Consider the following 15,518-nt stretch of genomic DNA (forward strand, 5'->3'; position numbering starts at 1 on the left):
CGGCGCTGGCGTTCGTGTCTCGTCAGGTGCCGGCGCGTGCGCCTATTTCGCGAGGGACAGCGTGATCTCCGCGACGCAGGCCGCCTCCGGGTGGGCGCGCTGGTCGACGAACGGCCCCTGCAGCATGGCGCCGACGGCAAGGGCGTCGCGGCGGAAACTGGCGCTGACCCCGAAATCGGAGTCGGCAGCGTCCGGCGCGGGCGGCTCCAGCGCGTAGTACTCCTTGGAGAATCCGGCGGCTGCGAGCCTGTCCGCCAGTTGGCCCAGGCGCAATGGGCAGGCATCGCGCATGTCGCGATAGCGGAAGCCGAGCTCGCTCCCCGAGGCCACGGGCGCGTCCTCTGGCGAACTGATGGAGAGCGAGAGCAACGCCTGCTCCGGCGTATACGTGGCTTCGATCCGTTGCCGAAATGCCGTGCCGGCGGCCTCGGCATACGCGGTGAAGACGTAGCCGACTGGCGGCGGTGGCGAGGGATTCCACGGCTCGGGGCGCGACGGCGGCAGCACGCCGGCAACCAGATCGACATCGAGCCGATCGCACAGATGGGCCAGCTTCAGCGCCGTCGTGTCGCCGCCAACCACCGCGTCGAGCACGTCGAGAAAGCGCTGCATCAAGACCTGCGTGGAGACGTTGTCGGCGTGCGCCGCAGCGTCAAGCCGGCGCTGGTGCTGCGCCTGGCAGATGCCGGGCTGGCTCCAGGGTTCCATCGCGTAGGCCGGCGGCGCGGCTGCTGCAGTCGCGGGCAACGCCAGGAAACCCAGACAGAGCAGGCAGCGGATGGCGTCTTTCATCGCAAACGTCCCGCAGGAAGAGTGGTCCATCATAGGCCGCGCCGGCACTGTCGCGTCGTTGCGGCTGACCAACCGCACAGCCCGTGAGCGCTGACAACCCCACGGCATGGCCTCATAACCGCAGGTTTGCATTCGCTGCCGCGCGCGGCGCTATCGTCTGCGCTCCCGTTGCCGAGACCTGCCCATGTCCGACCCGAACTGGAAGCTGGAAACCATCGCTGTGCACGGCGGCTACCGTCCCGATCCGACCACCCGCGCGGTGGCGGTGCCGATCTACCAGACCGTGGCCTATGCCTTCGACGACACCCAGCACGGCGCCGACCTGTTCGACCTGAAGGTGCAGGGCAACATCTACAGCCGCATCATGAACCCCACCACCGACGTGCTGGAGCAGCGCATCGCCGCGCTGGAAGGCGGCATCGGTGCGCTGGCGGTGGCTTCCGGGCAGGCGGCGGTGACCTACGCCATCCAGACCATCGCCGAGGCCGGCGACAACATCGTCTCCTCCAGCGCGCTGTACGGCGGCACCTACAACCTGTTCGCGCATACGCTGCCGCTGTCCGGGATCCAGACCCGCTTTGCCGACTACCGCGATCCCGACGCGTTCGCCGGGCTGATCGACGACCGTACCAAGGCGATCTTCGTCGAGTCGATCGGCAACCCGCGCGGCAATGTCACCGATCTGGAAGCGGTCGCCGCCATCGCCCACGCGCACGGCGTGCCGCTGATCGTCGACAACACCGTGCCCACGCCGTACCTGCTGCGGCCGTTCGACTTCGGTGCCGACATCGTGGTGCATTCGCTGACCAAGTACCTGGGCGGCCACGGCACCAGCCTGGGCGGGGCGATCGTCGATTCCGGGCGCTTCCCGTGGGCGGCGCACGCACAGCGCTTCCGTCGCCTCAACGAGCCGGACGTGAGCTACCACGGCGTGGTCTACACCGAGGCGCTGGGCGAGGCCGCCTACATCGGCCGCGCGCGGGTGGTGCCGCTGCGCAACACCGGCGCGGCGCTGTCGCCGTTCAATGCCTTCCAACTCCTGCAGGGCATCGAGACGCTGCCGCTGCGCATGGACCGGATCAACCAGAACACGCTGGCGCTGGCGCGGCAGTTGCAGGGCGAAGCCAAGGTGGAGTGGGTCAACTATGTCGGCCTGCCCGACCATCCCGAACACGCGCTGGCGCAGAAGTACCTGCGTGGGCACGGCTCCGGCGTGCTCACCTTCGGCCTGCGCGGCGGCCGTGCCGCCGGCGCGCGCTTCCTCGACGCGCTGCAGTTGTTCACCCGCCTGGTCAACATCGGCGACGCCAAGTCGCTGGCCACGCATCCGGCGTCCACCACGCATCGCCAGCTCTCGCCCGAGGAACTGCAGCGCAGCGGCGTCAGCGAGGACACGGTGCGCCTGTCGGTGGGCATCGAGCACATCGACGACCTGCGCGCCGACCTGCAGCAGGCGCTGGCGCAGGCCTGAGTGCGAGGCCGCATCGCCGCGATGGCAGCTTCTGCAAACTGCTTGACGTCAGGGCACCTCTAATACCCCAAGGAAGTGTCCTGTAGGAGCGGCTTCAGCCGCGACGGGGCGTTGCCGGGAAGGCCCGCCGCCGCTGAAGCCGCTCCTACCGGGCAACTCGCGTCCGGCTCGATGGTGCCGGAGGCAGGTGATGAGAGGCGCCTTTCAATCGGACACGCGCCAATCGGCGAAGATCTCAAGCAGGAAGTCGACGAAGGCGCGGACCTTGCGTTCCTGGGTGGCGCGCCGCGGATACAGCGCGGTGATCTCCAGATCCGGCCAGCGCTGCCAGCTTGGAAGCAGTCGCACCAGCTCGCCTTGGTCCAGCCGTGCCTGGACCAGCGGCTGGGAGAGCAGGGCAATGCCGGCCCCTTGGACGACCTGGCGGATCACCGTGGTCGATTCGTTTGAAATCAGCACCGGCCGCAGGGTCAGCTCGATCGATTCGCCAGCGCTGTGCCGCAATGCCCAGAGGACCAACGGTGCATCCGCGCCCACCGCGAGCACGGCGTGGCCGAGCAGCTCCCTGGGGTGGGTGGGCGTGCCGGCGCGGGCCAGATACTCGGGGCTGCTCACCAGGATCCCGCGCGAGGCGCCCAATGGCCGCGCCACGTAGCTGGCGTGGGCCGGTGGCCCGACATGGACGGCAACGTCCAGGCCATGGCTGAGCAGGTCCAGCGGCTGATCGTCGTAGGTCAGCGCCAGTTGCACGCCTGGGTGGCGCTGGCGGAAGCGCGCCAGTTGCGGCTCCAGCACCAGCAGGCCCAGCGCATAGGGGGCAAGCACGCGCAGGGTGCCGCGCGCCTGAGCGCGCAGGTCGCGCGCGGCCTGCACGGCATCCTGCAGGGTCTGCTCGGCCTCCACGCAGCGCGCGTAGAAGGCGCGCCCGGCCTCGGACACCGCCAGCCGACGGGTGGTGCGGTGGAGGAGTTGCACGCCCAATGCCTGTTCCAGCGCCTTGATGCGACGGCTGACGCTGGTCAGCGGCACGCGTGCCTGGCGCGCGGCGGCGGTCAGGCTGCCTTGTTCGACCACGCGCAGGAACAGCCGCACGCTGTCGAAGTCCACGCTGGCGGCGCGCCTGGTTTCTCCCGTTTCTGGCAAGAGTCTATCCATCTGTGGCGCCATTATCCTGCAGACCGTCTGCTTCTACGATGACGGCCATGCGCCTGCCCTGCTTCGACCCGGTGTCGATGGTCCGTCTCCGTCCTTCGCCCGCGTTGTGGTTCGCGCTGCGGACCACGGCCGCCGCGCTGCTGGCGCTGGCCATCGCGCTGCTGTGTTCGATGGAAGACCCCAAGTGGGCGGCGATGACGGTCTTCATCGTGGCCCAGGCCGACCGCGGCATGAGCGTGGTCAAGGCACGCAACCGCATCGTCGGCACGCTGGCGGGTGCCAGCGTGGCGGTGGTCTTGATGGGCCTGTTCGGCCAGGCGCCCCCCTTGTTCATGATCGCGCTGGCGCTGTGGCTGGGCGCGTGCACCGGCATGGCCAACCTGGTATCGCCCTTCCGCAGCTATGGCGTGGTGCTGGCCGGCTACACGGCGATGATCGTGGGCATGTCCTCCACCGCCGATCCGCAGCAGGTGTTCGACATCGCCGTGGCGCGCGCCACCGAGATCCTGCTCGGCATCGTGGTCGAAGGGGCGATGGCGTCGATCTTCTCGCCGGCGTCGCCGCGCCCGGCACTGGAGTCGCGGCTGGAGGCGTACCTGCGCCAGGGCAGCGCGCTGGCCGCGCGCCTGCTGCGCGGCGAGGCGACAGGCACGCAGATCCATGACTTCTTCGCCAGCGCGTTGGCGCTCAACGATGCGGTCGACTATGCCGCCGCGCGCTCACGCGAGATCGCGCGGCTGGGCGGGCGCCTGCGCCACATCAGTTACCTGATGCTGGCGCAACTGTTGGCGGCGCAATCGTGCCGGATCGGCCTGGATGGACGCGCGCCTTCGCGTGCGTTGCGCGGCGTGCACGACGTCTTGGTCCAGCGTGCCGAGGGCCGGTTGCCCGGCCAGGAAGAACTGGCCGCCGCGCTGGGGTTGCTCGACCGGCGCCATCGCCGCCTGCGCCGGCTGTGTGCGCATCGGCGCGAGGCCTTCGACCGCGCCTTCGCGCTGGAACACGCGCGCAACATCGTGCGCGACATGCAGGCCAGCCAGCGCGAACAGGCGGCGTTCGAACAGGGCCAGCCGTCGCGCCGCCGTTTCGCCACGCGCCGCCATCGGGACCTGCACGAGGCGGTGTACAACGGATGGCGCGCCTTCCTGGCAGTGGGGGTGGCATCGTTGTTCTGGGTCTACAGCGGCTGGAGTGCGGGTTCGGGCATGGTGACCATCGTCGGCGTGGTGTGCGCGCTGTATGCGACCCGACCCGATCCGGTGTTCGGCAGTCTCGACTTCCTCAAGGGCGCCGGGCTGGCGGCACTGGCGGCCTTCGTGTGCATCGTCTGGCTGCTGCCGTGGGTGGAGGATTTCGCCGGGCTGGCGGTGGTGCTGGCGCCGTTCCTGATCCTGGCCGGTGTGGCGATGCGGCGGCCGTCGACCGCCGCGCTGGGCGCCAGTGGCTCGATCTTCTTCCTCGATCTGGTGGGGCCGCTCAATGGCACCAATACCGGGGTGGTGCAATTGTTCAACGGCGCGTTGACGCTCTTGCTGGGGATCGGCATCGGCGTGCTGATGTTCACCGTGCTGCTGCCCAGTGGGGCCGAGCGGTACGTGCGCAGGCTGCGACGTTCGGTCGATGCCGATCTCGCGGCGATCGCGCGTCATCCGGGGCGCATGAAACGACGGGCATGGTTCGGCCTGATGGCCGACCGCATGCGCGCGCGCCTGGGCCTGGCCGCCGCGTTGCCGGAGACGGCGCTGCAGCGCGACCTGGCTGCCTTGCTCGGCGCGCTGGGCGTGGGCAGCGACGCGCTTGATCTGGCGCGGACCGATGGCACGCCGGGGCCCCGCGTGCGTGCGGTGCTGCGCCGGCTCGCGCGCGGCGACCTGCCGGGCGTGGCGCACCAGGCCACGCGCGCGGCGCGCCACCATGCGGCGCTGGCCGGCGACCGCCAGGATGTGCAGGCCCAGGCGCACTGGCACACGGCGATGCTGCTGTGGGACATGGCGCTTTGCGCGCGCGAGTATCTCCAGGCCGGCGCGCAGCAAAGCGTGCAACTCCAGGCGCCGCTGACGCCCTCGGCGCCGCTGCAGTCCTGATCGGCGCGCGATTCGACCGACAGGCCGGGCTGCGCCGATCCAGGCCTGCTCCGGCGCCGGCTGGCGCTAGACCTGGGCGAGGCCGCCGTCCACGAACACTTCGCTGCCGGTCATGAAGCTGCTCTCGTCCGAGGCCAGGAACAGGGCCGTGGCCGCCACTTCCTCCGCACGGCCGATGCGACCCAGCGGCAATTGCGCGGTCATGTCGGCGAGGATCGCGTCCTGCTGGCCGGTGCCGGACAGGGCGGTGTCCAGGCCCGGCGTCGTGATCGGTCCCGGCGACAGCACGTTGACACGGATGCCGGTGCCCTTCAGATCCAGCGCCCAGGTCCTGGCGAAATTGCGCAGCGCGGCCTTGCTGGCGCTGTACACGCTGAAGGCCGGCGTGCCGGTGCTGCCGGCGGTCGAGCCGGTGAGGATCACCGAGCCGCCGGCACGCATCAGCGGCAAGGCCTTTTGCACGGTGAACAGGGTGCCCTTGACGTTGATGCCGAAGGTGCGGTCGAACGATTCCTCGGTGATCGCGCCCAGCGGCAGGAAGTCGCCCAGCCCGGCATTGGCGAACAGCACATCGATGCGGCCCTTTTCGGCCTGGATCTGGGCGAAGACGCGGTCCAGATCGTCCAGCTTCGAAATGTCGCCCTGAATGGCGATGGCGTCGGCGCCGATCAGGCGCAGCGCCTTGTCCAGTTCCTCCTGCCGACGCCCGACGATGACGACCTGTGCGCCTTCGGCCGCGAAGCGAATCGCGCTTGCCAGACCGATGCCGCTGTTGCCGCCGGTGATCACTGCAATCTTGCCGTTGAGCCTGCTCATGCTGCGCTCCAGAGAATGGGGAGGCGCCACTGTAGATCTGAGCTATTATTTTGAATAGTATGCACCATTTGGTAAGTGCCTTCGGAGCGAACGATCATGGCCAACCCCACATTCCGTTGCGGTCTCGAGGCCGCGCTGTCCGTGCTCAGCGGCAAGTGGAAGCCGCTGATTCTCTACAACCTGGCGATGAACGTTCACCGCTACGGCGAGTTGCGGCGTGCCATCGGCGGGGTGACCGACAAGGTGCTGATCCAGCAGCTCAAGGAGCTGGAACGCGACCTGATCGTTGCGCGCATCGATTTCCAGGAGATCCCGCCCAGGGTCGAGTACTCGCTGACGCCGTTCGGGCAGTCCCTGGCGGCGGCGCTGGTAGGGCTGTGCGAGTGGGGCACGCAGCACATGCAGATGGTCGAGCGCATCAGCGAGCGTCGCGCGTCCGCCGTCTCCGAATCCAAAGCTGACGCCTGATCGCCAGCGGCATGGCCGCTAGCGGTGCTCATGGTCTCGACGCATGCGCCTGGCTGCGCGAACAGCGCGGTCGTGTTGGCCCGGTGCTAGCCGTCGCCCTGTCGATGCGCCGTCGCCGCCGCGATGCCTGCGTCGCTAGCGGAAGAACTGGCTCGGCGGCTGCCCGAACTGGCGCTTGAACATGGCGGTGAACGCGCTGGGACTGTCGTAGCCCAGTTCCACCGCCACGTCGATGATGCGGTCGCCGGCGGCCAGCCGCTCCAGCCCGCGCAGCAGGCGCAGCTGCTGCCGCCACTGGCCGAAGCGCATCTGCAGTTCGCGCTGGCACAGGCGCTGGATGGTCTTGACGTCCACGCCCAGTTCCGCGGCCCAGGCGTGCAGGGTGGTGGCATCGGCCGGGTCGGCGTCGAGCGCGGCGGCGATGCGCAGCAGGCGCGGATCGCGCGGCTGCGGCAGGTACAGCGGCAGCGCCGGCAGCGCATGCAGTTCGTCCAGGATCAGCCGCATCAGCCGCCCGTCGCGCGAGTCGGCGGCATGGTCCCAGGGGATCTCCGCGGCGCTGCGGATCAGCGCTTCCAGCAGCGGCTCCACCGCCATCACCGCCGGCGTGTCGGGCATGCCGGCGATGGCGGTGGGACGGATGTACAGGCTGCGCATGTGCAAGCTGCCGATCCAGCGCACGCTGTGCTCGGTGCCGGCGGGGATCCACAGGGCCCGCGTGCTCGGCACCACCCAGTGGCCCTGGCCCGAACGCACCACCATCAGTCCGGACGCCGCGTAGATCAATTGATGGCGCGCATGCCGGTGCGGGGCGATCGCGCTGTCGGGTGCGTAGTCGACGGCCTTGCACACCACATCGGCCGGCGCGTCGTCCGCATTGCGGGTGGAGCGCGGTACCAGCGCGCCCTTTTTGCGATGGTTGCTGGGCATGTCGCGCAAGAAGGTCGGGGCAGGGAAGCCTACCATGCACGCACTTCCGGCAATGCCCGTCCCGCCATGTCCACTCTGCGTCCTGCCGCGCCCGTCGTTTCCTCAGCTACTGGCACCGCCGCCCCGCGCAAGCTCGCCTCCGGCGTCCTGGCCGCGATCACCTCCTCGCACCTGATCAACGACATGATGCAGTCGCTGATCCTGGCGCTGTATCCGGTGCTCAAGGGCCAGTTCCAGCTCAGCTTCGCCCAGGTCGGCCTGATCACCCTCACGTACCAGATCACCGCCTCGCTGTTCCAGCCGCTCATCGGGCTGCGCACCGACCGCCGGCCTGCGCCGTACTCGCTGCCGATGGGCATGGGTTCCACGCTGTGCGGACTGTTGCTGCTGGCCTATGCGCCCAGCTTCGGCATGGTGCTGCTGGCGGCGGCCCTGGTCGGGATCGGCTCGGCGATCTTCCATCCCGAATCCTCGCGCATCGCGCGGTTGGCCTCGGGCGGCCGCCACGGCCTGGCCCAATCGGTGTTCCAGGTCGGCGGCAACACCGGTACCGCGCTGGGGCCGCTGATCGCCGCGGCGGTGATCGTGCCCAACGGCCGCCACAGCGTGGCCTGGTTCGGCGGTGCGGCGCTGCTCGGTATCGCCTTGCTGTCCTACGTCGGCCGCTGGTACGCGCTGCACCTGCAGGCCGCGCGCGCGGCGCCGCGGCCGGTCGCCGCGGTGCCGGCGCTGCCGCGCGCCACGGTGGTGCGGATCGTCGGCATCCTGCTGCTGCTGATCTTCTCCAAGTACTTCTACATCGCCGGGCTGAGCAGCTACTACACGTTCTACCTGATCCAGCGCTTCGGCCTCTCGGTGCAGAGCGCGCAGCTGCACCTGTTCGCGTTCCTGCTGGCCTCGGCGCTGGGCACGCTGATCGGCGGCCCGGTCGGCGACCGCATCGGCCGCAAGCCGGTGATCTGGGTATCGATCCTGGGCGTGGCGCCGTTCGCGCTGGCGCTGCCGCACGTGGGCCTGCATGCGGCCACCGCATTGACCGTGGTGATCGGCTTCGTGCTGTCCTCGGCGTTCTCGGCGATCCTGGTGTACGCGCAGGAGATGATGCCCGGACGTATCGGCACTATCTCCGGGCTGTTCTTCGGCTTCGCCTTCGGCATGGGCGGGCTGGGCGCGGCGGTGCTGGGCCTGCTCGCCGACCAACGCGGCATCGTCTTCGTGTACCAGGTGATGTCGTTCCTGCCGCTGCTGGGCATCGTCGCGGCGTTTCTGCCGAGCCGGCGCCCGGGCGCCGCTGCGGCGCAGTAGCGCGGCGGTCGCGACCGGCCTCCGCCGGCACGGACAGCTTGGCGAAAGCCAGCGGCAGCATGCTGTCGCGCCGGCCGTCGCGCCCCCATCGCAGTCTTCGCATGCCTGTCATCGCCATGGTCTCGTCCATTGCCCACGCCTGGTCCACGCTGGTCGACCTGGTCGCCAGCCACGCCGTCGCGCCGCTGCTGGCGGCGCTGCACCTGACCGGGCTCAGCGACGATCCGCACGACATCGCCGCCTCGCTGCTGGTGGCGGCCCTGCAGCTGTCCATCATCGGCGTGCTGTTCCGGCCGCTGGAGAGCCTGTGGCCGGCCGAGCGCTGGGAACACCGGCGCCTGGCGCGCATCGACTTCCACTACACCTGGCTGATGCTGATCGGGGTGTTCCCGCTGTTCTCGTTCCTGATCCTGACGCCGGTGGTCAACGCACTGGGCGGCGCCGACCCCAATGCCGCGGCGGCGCCGGAGACGGGCCTGCGCCATGCCTGGCCGTGGCTGGACCAGCATCCGCTGGTGCTGTTCGCGCTGTACTACCTGGCCTACGACTTCACCTACTACTGGATGCACCGGGTGCAGCACTGGATGCCGTGGTGGTGGGCGATGCACAGCATGCACCACAGCCAACGCCAGCTCAGTTGCTGGGCCAACGACCGCAGCAACTACCTGGACGGCATGCTGCAGTCGTTCGTGCTTGCTGCGGTGGGCATCGCCTTCGGCATCGAGGCCGACGAGTTCGCCTGGTTGATGCTGCTCGGCGAACTGGTGCAGAACCTTTCGCACGCCAACGTGCGTTTCGGCTTCGGCCCGGTGCTCAACAAACTCCTGGTCGATCCGCCGTTCCATCGCCTGCACCACATGCGCGTGGACCCGGAGCGGCCCGGCCTGCACAACTGCAACTTCGGCCAGGTGTTCGCGTTCTGGGACGTGCTGTTCGGCACCGCGCTGTACGGCGAGCCGGTGCGGCCGACCGGAGTGGGCGATCCGATGGTGGACCGAGACAACGAGCTGGGCCTGGTCGCGTTGCAGTGGGAAGGACTCAAGCGCTTCTGGGGCGCGGTGCGGCGCCGCTCCGGATGGACGCCGGGCGAGGTGGCGTTCGGCGAGGACTACGCGCCGATCCCGGTGGACCATGCGGGGCTGCCGCTGCATGCCGAGGCGCCCGCGGTGCCGGTGTCGGCGCCGCGGGCGTGATTGGCTTGATGGCCGGCTGAGGGGCGCTCGATTCGCTCAGCGCAGCGCCTTCCTGCGCGCGTTTCGTTGCGAAATCAGATCGCTCAGCCACGCAATCGCGGTGGCGCCGAGGGTGGCTTGCGGATAGACGATCAAGACGCCGATGCCCAAGAGGCCGAACTTGAGACCAATGAACCCGAGCCACGCCCAACCCCAGTTCCACTGTAGTTGAAGCCGGAAGCCGGCGCGTCGCGCCCATCGCACAATGGCGATCACCAGCAATGGCAGCGCGATGGCTGCGGCGACATGGGGCTTGCCGGCCATGATCCAGGCGGTGGCCATCGCGGCGGCTACCGGGATGAAGAAGCGCTGCAACAGCGGGCGGCGGACGCATGGGTCGGCTTCGTGCCGCGATTGCCAACGCAGCAGCGAGCTGAAGGCGTCCCAGGCGATCCAGCCGCCGACGATGAGGGCGGCGGCATAGAAGCCGGCCTTCAGTACCGGCGACATTCCGGGTGCCGGGTTGCGGTCGATCATCGCCAACAGCAGGAACAGCAACAGGACGACCGCGGCGGCGATCAGGCTGCGCGCCACGCCGAGCATGGCGGCGATCGGCGTGAACCTGTTGCGTTCGCCGGCCAGATACCAGGCGGCGGCGCGACTGCGATCCAGCGGCCGCGGCGGCTTGCGGCCATCGGGCACGTAGCCGATCAGGTCGAGCAGCAGCCGCGCACTGGTGGGGCGGCCTGGCCGCAGCATGGCCGCCAGCACCGCGCCGTCCGACGGCGCAGACCCCAGCAGCGCCAGCAGTTTGCGCACATGCGGAACCGACGCCGCGCTGTCGCCGCGGCGCCGCAGCGCGTCACTCAGCTCCGCATGCCCGGCCGGTTGCAACAGCCAGCGCCGGTGCATCCGTGCGCAGGCATGCTGCACCAGGTAGGGATCGGGCGCATCCAGCGCGCCCTCCCAGTCGAAGAATTCGGCCAGCACCGCATAGTGGTAGGTGCTGAGCGCTTCCTCATCGTGGTCGAGCAGATGCTGTTGCAGGTCCGCGCCGATCTGCGATTTGCTTTCCAGCGACCACAGCTCCGGTTGCGCGAACAGCCAGGCGCGCAGCGGTTCCGGTTCCAGCCGCTGCGCCTGATGCAGGATGCGCAACTGCATCTGCGCGATGTCGAGGGGCGGCAGGTCCGCCGGGGTTGGCGCGAGCCACTCGGCGGCGACCGTGCGCGGCGCCGCGCGCGCGTCGGAGGCCTGCGGCGGTGGTGAAGGGGCGGCGCCAGGATCGGCGGCAGTGGCGGATGCGGCTTGCTGCGGAAGGGAGCGCGGTGCGGGCGCTTCCGCCACCTGCAGCTCCAGTAGTGCATCGTCGGCAGCGACCGTGCGCGTTGCCGCGTGCGTGTCGGAGACGTGCGGCGGTGGCGATCGGGCGGCGTCGGAATCGGCGACGGCGACGGATGCGGCTTCCTGCGGAAGGGAAGCCGCTGCGGCTGCGTCCGCCGCCTGCATCTGCAGTGCGTCGTCATCGGCGTGCAGCGCGTCGATGGAACGGTCGGCCGCGCGATCGGCGGCGAATTGCCGCGCCCATCCGAGCGCCGCCTGATAGGTCTCGTGCAGTTGCTGGAAGCCGGCTGGGTCATCGTCCGGGCGGGTCACCTTCAGGCGTGCCGCATAGGCGCGCTTGATGGCGCGCTCGTCCGCGTCCTCGGCCAGTCCCAGCGCCGACAATGCCCAGCTCATGCGCGCGCTTCCAGCTCGTCCAGGGCCTGGGCGAGTTCTTCGCGATGGCGTTCGATGCGCGTCAGGTCCTGGCTTTCCAGCACTTCGCGGAACTGATCGAGCCAGCGTTGCACCATCTGGCGTGCGTCGATGTACTCCTCGTACACACGCTCAACGCGCGCCAGCAATGCCAGGTTCTGCTGCTGGTCGCGCGGATGGACCTTGAGTTCGGCCAGCGCCTGCAAGCGCCTGGCGATCTCGTCGCGGTCGAGCAGGCCGGGATTCTGCTCGAGGATCAGTTCGTGGCGTTTGCCGGTGGCTTCCTCGATCACCTCGACCTGCAGCAAGCCGTCCACGTCGTAGGTGAAGCGGGTCAGCACGCTCTGCTCGCTGCGCGGGCGCTTGGGATCCAGGGCGATGCGCAACTCGCCCAGCTTGATGTTGCGCTCGACCATGGGGTTCTCGCCCTGGTACACATCGATGACCAACTGGGTTTGCTGCTCGTGGATGGGGTGGAAGCGGTCCTCGCGGCTCACCGGGACCACGCTGTTGCGCGGAATGATGGGGTGGAAGTAGCCGCTGCGCAGTTGCCCATCGCCGCCCTGGCGCGCCACCTGCGTGCCCAGCGTGTAGGGGCAGACGTCGGTCAGCACCACCTCGCGCAGGCTCTCGTCGCGGCTTTTCAGGCCCGCCGCCACCACCGCGCCCAGGGCGATCGCATGGTCGGGGTTGACATGACGCAGCGGCAGCCGGCCGAGCATGCGCGTGGCTAGCCGGCTGATCATCGGCATGCGCACCGCACCGCCGACCAGCACGATATCGTCCAGCTCCGAGGGCCGCAGCTTGGCATCCCGCAGCGCACGCTCGATCGGCAAGCGCATGCGCTGCAGCAAGGGTTCGGCCAGCTGGGCGAAACGGGACTCGTCGAGCTCCCAGCTGTAGGCCTGTCCGGCGATGTTCAGGCTCACCGCGCCCTGTGGCTGTGTGCTCAGGTCGCGCTTGAGTTGTTCGATGCGGCGCCGCAGTTGGGCGCTGTCCCCCGGCGCGAGCTTGGCGGGATCGAGCCGATGCTCGCTACAGAAGCCGTCGACCAGCACTTGCAGGAAGTCCTCGCCGCCGAGGAAGTTGTCGCCCGCGCTGGCATGGACTTCGACCACGCCGTCGAACATCTCCAGCAGGGAAACGTCGAAGGTGCCGCCACCGAGATCGAGCACCAGCACGCGGCCTTCGCCGCCGCGTTCCTGCAGCCCATAGGCCAGCGCGGCCGCGGTCGGCTCGTTGATCAGCCGTTCGACGCGGATGCCGGCCAACTCGCCGGCCACCCGGGTGGCCTTGCGTTGCGCATCTGAGAAATATGCCGGGACACTGATGACCGCTTCCTCGATCTTGCTGCCCAGCGCGGCTTCGGCATCGGCGATCAGCGAGCGCAAGATCAGCGCCGACAGCTCTTCCGGGCGAAAACTGCGTTGCCCCAACTTGGTCTCGCGCGGGCTTCCCATCCAGCGCTTGAATGCGGCCACGCTGTGGTGCGGATGGCTCACCAGGCGCTCGCGGGCGGGCTGGCCGACCAGCAGGGTGCCATCGTCGTCAATGCTGACCACCGACGGGGTCAGCAGGCTGCCGTGCGGATTGGCGAACAGGCGCCCCCCTTCGGCATCGTGCACGCCGATCAACGAGTGGGTGGTGCCGAGGTCGATACCTACAATCATGTGCGAATCCTTGTGTTCCGTCCGTTGCAAAAAGTGCTATCGCTGCCTTTGCAGCGCCTGACGCTGCGTGTCCTGGATGAACGAAATCGCCCAGAGCAGCAGGGCGAACAGGGTGCCGGGCCAGGCGCCCGCTTGCGCTGCAATTAGGGCAGGCGTGCCAAGTGCGACAAAGGTGAGCATGGGCATGCTCGCTGTTCGTGAATCGGCCTCCATGCGTCCGGTCACACGAAACACAGCGGCATACGCAAGCGCTGCGCTAATGGCAGCCCCATAGGTGCCACTGCGCATCACGGTCAAAACGAAGGCACTGGCTGCCGGCAGCGCCCAGCAGTGCGCTAGACGCTTGCCTGTGCCCGTTAGCGTGGTGCGTGCCTGCCAGCGGGCGGCCATCTGCGCCAGCACCAGCGCACTCCAGATCGCCAGTCCGGTCGCGAGCACAGGGAACGTCAGTGAAATGCTAGCTGTGCCGGCAAACGGCAGCATCAAGATTGCGCAGATGGCAACCAGGGCGGCGACCGCCAACCCGCGGGTCAGGTTGATGGCCAATTGCCAGCCATGCGGACGCTGCGGGTCGCCGAGCTGTTTCCAAAAACGCACGTGGCGCGGCTGCAGTGATGCTGGCAAGCCGTCGGGGAACCATTGCTCGACGATGCCGCAGAAGCGGTACATTCGCATCGGCCGCACCGGCAGCAAGGCGGACAGGAAGCAGCGCCAGCGCGATGGCGACCCCACCACACATGCTCTCAACGCTGCGGCCTGGCGCGGCGTCATCTTCTGCCAATGAGCCGCTTCCAACTCTTCGGCCAGCGCCGCCGAGTCACTGCCAGGGAGCAGCGCGGCCAGCCGTCGCTGCATGCGTTCTTGTATCCGCGCCGCTTTGCAGGCGTCGTGCAGCCATAAGCGATCATGCTGGTCGTAGTCGAACTGGCTCCATCGCAAGGCCTTCGACAGCGCCTTGATGGTCCCCAGTTGCGGCGAGGCCCGCTGTTCGCGCAGCGTGCGTAGCACGAGCGCACCGATCGCCCCATGCTCATCGTCGGAAAGCGTGGTGACCCGCTGCGACAGCCAGTGGTCCAAAAAGTCCGGCGACTGCCCCAGGGCGACCGCCAGCACGCGGCTGGTCCACAGCGCATGGCGGAATTCGCTGTCCTGCTCATCGGAAAAGCAGGTGATCAACGCGTCGAAGAGCGCATCTGACATGATCGTGTCATCGTCCGCGACGCGGCTGAGGATCGCCTGGCCGATGCGCGGACGCAGCTCAAAGGACCACAGCTCCGGCAGCGCGCGCAACCAGGGGCCGAACTTCGCCGCGGGCAGGGTCTGCGCCGCCGCAAGGATGCGCGTGGCCCGCTCCTGCACATAGGCATCGTCCTGCCATTGCGCCAGTTCGGCCTCCAGCGCGGGGTCGCGCACGGCTTCGGCTCGCGGGCGGGACCGTGGTCGCACCTGCGCCTCTTCGACGCGTGGGGTGGAGGCCAGGCGCGGCGCCGTGTCGACGTCCGCGTTTGCGTCTTCGACCCTCGTGCCGGCGCAAGGCGGCAACGTCGTCGTTTCGCTTTCCGCTTCCGTCTGCGCCCAGGCCAATGCTGCCTGATAGGTTTCATACAACTGCTGGAACGCGGCCGGGTCGTCGTCGGGCCGGGTGGTTTTCAGGCGTTTGGCATAAGCGCGCTTGATCGCGCGCGCATCGGCATCGGACGGCAGCCCGAGCGCCTCGGTCGCCCAACTCATCGACGGGACCCCGCTGCAGTGCCGTGTCGTTTGCTTTCCATTCCCGGCTTGCTCGTCGCCCCTGGCGACCGGTTATCGGCCGCGATCGCCGGAGCTTGATGGGGAATGCGTTCTCTCGCCAGCGCGGCCCGCCGCTGCCGATGGGCAGGCGTCCCGTGCAAGAGCC

General features: G+C 68.9%; 12 protein-coding genes. 5 read left to right on the forward strand and 7 right to left on the reverse strand.

Annotated elements, in window-relative coordinates:
* Positions 1–42: 42 nt before the first annotated feature.
* Positions 43–792 (reverse strand): hypothetical protein, encoded by a 750-nt coding sequence (locus QN245_RS05710; protein WP_317844780.1) that lies wholly within the window; start codon positions 790–792, stop codon positions 43–45.
* Positions 793–976: 184 nt separating this feature from the next.
* Between QN245_RS05710 and QN245_RS05715 the strand changes: the two genes are divergently transcribed.
* Positions 977–2,263, forward strand: coding sequence for an O-acetylhomoserine aminocarboxypropyltransferase/cysteine synthase family protein (locus QN245_RS05715; protein WP_317844781.1), 1,287 nt, complete (start codon positions 977–979; stop codon positions 2,261–2,263).
* A gap of 204 nt (positions 2,264–2,467) precedes the next feature.
* Here QN245_RS05715 and QN245_RS05720 read toward each other — a convergent pair whose 3' ends face one another.
* Positions 2,468–3,406 (reverse strand): LysR family transcriptional regulator, encoded by a 939-nt coding sequence (locus QN245_RS05720; protein ID WP_317844782.1) that lies wholly within the window; start codon positions 3,404–3,406, stop codon positions 2,468–2,470.
* A gap of 59 nt (positions 3,407–3,465) precedes the next feature.
* Here QN245_RS05720 and QN245_RS05725 point away from each other — a divergent pair, with 59 nt between their 5' ends.
* Positions 3,466–5,502: an FUSC family protein gene (locus tag QN245_RS05725; protein ID WP_317844783.1), complete on the forward strand. Its 2,037-nt coding sequence runs from the start codon at positions 3,466–3,468 to the stop codon at positions 5,500–5,502.
* Positions 5,503–5,568: 66 nt separating this feature from the next.
* Here QN245_RS05725 and QN245_RS05730 read toward each other — a convergent pair whose 3' ends face one another.
* Positions 5,569–6,318, reverse strand: coding sequence for an SDR family NAD(P)-dependent oxidoreductase (locus QN245_RS05730; RefSeq protein ID WP_160969100.1), 750 nt, complete (start codon positions 6,316–6,318; stop codon positions 5,569–5,571).
* Between the two features lie 96 nt (positions 6,319–6,414).
* On the opposite strand from QN245_RS05730, the gene QN245_RS05735 reads away from it, so the two are divergent.
* Positions 6,415–6,786, forward strand: a complete 372-nt coding sequence (locus tag QN245_RS05735) for a winged helix-turn-helix transcriptional regulator (RefSeq protein WP_167087993.1) — start codon at positions 6,415–6,417, stop codon at positions 6,784–6,786.
* A gap of 135 nt (positions 6,787–6,921) precedes the next feature.
* On the opposite strand, the gene QN245_RS05740 is transcribed toward QN245_RS05735, so the two are convergent.
* The gene (locus QN245_RS05740) at positions 6,922–7,752 is read right to left on the reverse strand and encodes an AraC family transcriptional regulator (RefSeq protein ID WP_255421549.1); all 831 of its coding nucleotides are present in this window, start codon (positions 7,750–7,752) and stop codon (positions 6,922–6,924) included.
* Between the two features lie 30 nt (positions 7,753–7,782).
* On the opposite strand from QN245_RS05740, the gene QN245_RS05745 reads away from it, so the two are divergent.
* Positions 7,783–9,021, forward strand: coding sequence for an MFS transporter (locus tag QN245_RS05745; RefSeq protein WP_317844784.1), 1,239 nt, complete (start codon positions 7,783–7,785; stop codon positions 9,019–9,021).
* Between the two features lie 101 nt (positions 9,022–9,122).
* Positions 9,123–10,214 carry a sterol desaturase family protein gene (locus QN245_RS05750; RefSeq protein ID WP_317844785.1) on the forward strand — a complete coding sequence of 364 codons (1,092 nt, stop codon included), beginning with the start codon at positions 9,123–9,125 and terminating at the stop codon, positions 10,212–10,214.
* A 36-nt stretch (positions 10,215–10,250) separates the two neighbouring features.
* On the opposite strand, the gene QN245_RS05755 is transcribed toward QN245_RS05750, so the two are convergent.
* From QN245_RS05755 to QN245_RS05765, 3 genes are all read right to left on the reverse strand, one after another.
* Positions 10,251–11,849, reverse strand: a complete 1,599-nt coding sequence (locus QN245_RS05755) for a hypothetical protein (protein ID WP_317844786.1) — start codon at positions 11,847–11,849, stop codon at positions 10,251–10,253.
* Between the two features lie 80 nt (positions 11,850–11,929).
* On the reverse strand, positions 11,930–13,621 hold the full coding sequence (locus QN245_RS05760; protein WP_184446978.1) for a molecular chaperone HscC: 1,692 nt from the start codon (positions 13,619–13,621) through the stop codon (positions 11,930–11,932).
* Between the two features lie 36 nt (positions 13,622–13,657).
* Positions 13,658–15,352 carry a J domain-containing protein gene (locus QN245_RS05765; RefSeq protein WP_255421547.1) on the reverse strand — a complete coding sequence of 565 codons (1,695 nt, stop codon included), beginning with the start codon at positions 15,350–15,352 and terminating at the stop codon, positions 13,658–13,660.
* Positions 15,353–15,518: the final 166 nt, after the last annotated feature.

Origin of the sequence: Xanthomonas rydalmerensis (assembly GCF_033170385.1) — a bacterium.
Lineage (GTDB): Bacteria > Pseudomonadota > Gammaproteobacteria > Xanthomonadales > Xanthomonadaceae > Xanthomonas_A > Xanthomonas_A rydalmerensis.

Coding starts and splice junctions, on each gene's coding strand:
- QN245_RS05710 (WP_317844780.1), bottom strand. CDS start 792: ATGAAAGACGCCATCCGCTGCCTGCTCTGTCTGGGTTTCCTGGCGTTG.
- QN245_RS05715 (WP_317844781.1), top strand. CDS start 977: ATGTCCGACCCGAACTGGAAGCTGGAAACCATCGCTGTGCACGGCGGC.
- QN245_RS05725 (WP_317844783.1), top strand. CDS start 3,466: ATGCGCCTGCCCTGCTTCGACCCGGTGTCGATGGTCCGTCTCCGTCCT.
- QN245_RS05730 (WP_160969100.1), bottom strand. CDS start 6,318: ATGAGCAGGCTCAACGGCAAGATTGCAGTGATCACCGGCGGCAACAGC.
- QN245_RS05735 (WP_167087993.1), top strand. CDS start 6,415: ATGGCCAACCCCACATTCCGTTGCGGTCTCGAGGCCGCGCTGTCCGTG.
- QN245_RS05740 (WP_255421549.1), bottom strand. CDS start 7,752: ATGGTAGGCTTCCCTGCCCCGACCTTCTTGCGCGACATGCCCAGCAAC.
- QN245_RS05745 (WP_317844784.1), top strand. CDS start 7,783: ATGTCCACTCTGCGTCCTGCCGCGCCCGTCGTTTCCTCAGCTACTGGC.
- QN245_RS05750 (WP_317844785.1), top strand. CDS start 9,123: ATGCCTGTCATCGCCATGGTCTCGTCCATTGCCCACGCCTGGTCCACG.
- QN245_RS05760 (WP_184446978.1), bottom strand. CDS start 13,621: ATGATTGTAGGTATCGACCTCGGCACCACCCACTCGTTGATCGGCGTG.
- QN245_RS05765 (WP_255421547.1), bottom strand. CDS start 15,352: ATGAGTTGGGCGACCGAGGCGCTCGGGCTGCCGTCCGATGCCGATGCG.